General features: G+C 64.7%; 1 pseudogene. It reads left to right on the top strand.

From position 1 onward, the window contains the following. Window positions 1-323: pseudogene (locus EKA13_RS28070) on the top strand (hypothetical protein); the annotation flags it as partial.

Genomic DNA, 323 nt, shown 5'->3' with positions numbered 1-323 from the left:
GTGCGCGAGCAGATCGCCGAGGCCACCGCCCCGGTGCGCGCCTTCATCCCGATTGACCTGTACAACGAGGTCGAAGCTCTGGTTCACCAGTACCGCGCTGAAAAAGTCACCCACCTCACGGAGCGGGCGGGTGCTCGGGTCGAGGAATACATCGACCTGCCGGCCCTGAACACCTGGCTCGACCACACCGCACCGGCCCACTACGCGCAGGTCAACGAGCGCCATGCGCTGCTGTATGCCGACCGTGACCTGTATTTAAAGCGTCACCACCGTGCGACCTGGTGGGTCGATTATGACGACAGCGGCACCCGCGCCTGGCTCGA

The sequence above is a fragment of the Pseudomonas defluvii genome (assembly GCF_001695625.1).
Classification (GTDB): Bacteria; Pseudomonadota; Gammaproteobacteria; order Pseudomonadales; family Pseudomonadaceae; genus Aquipseudomonas; species Aquipseudomonas defluvii.
This window is presented reverse-complemented; position numbering and strand designations above follow the sequence as displayed.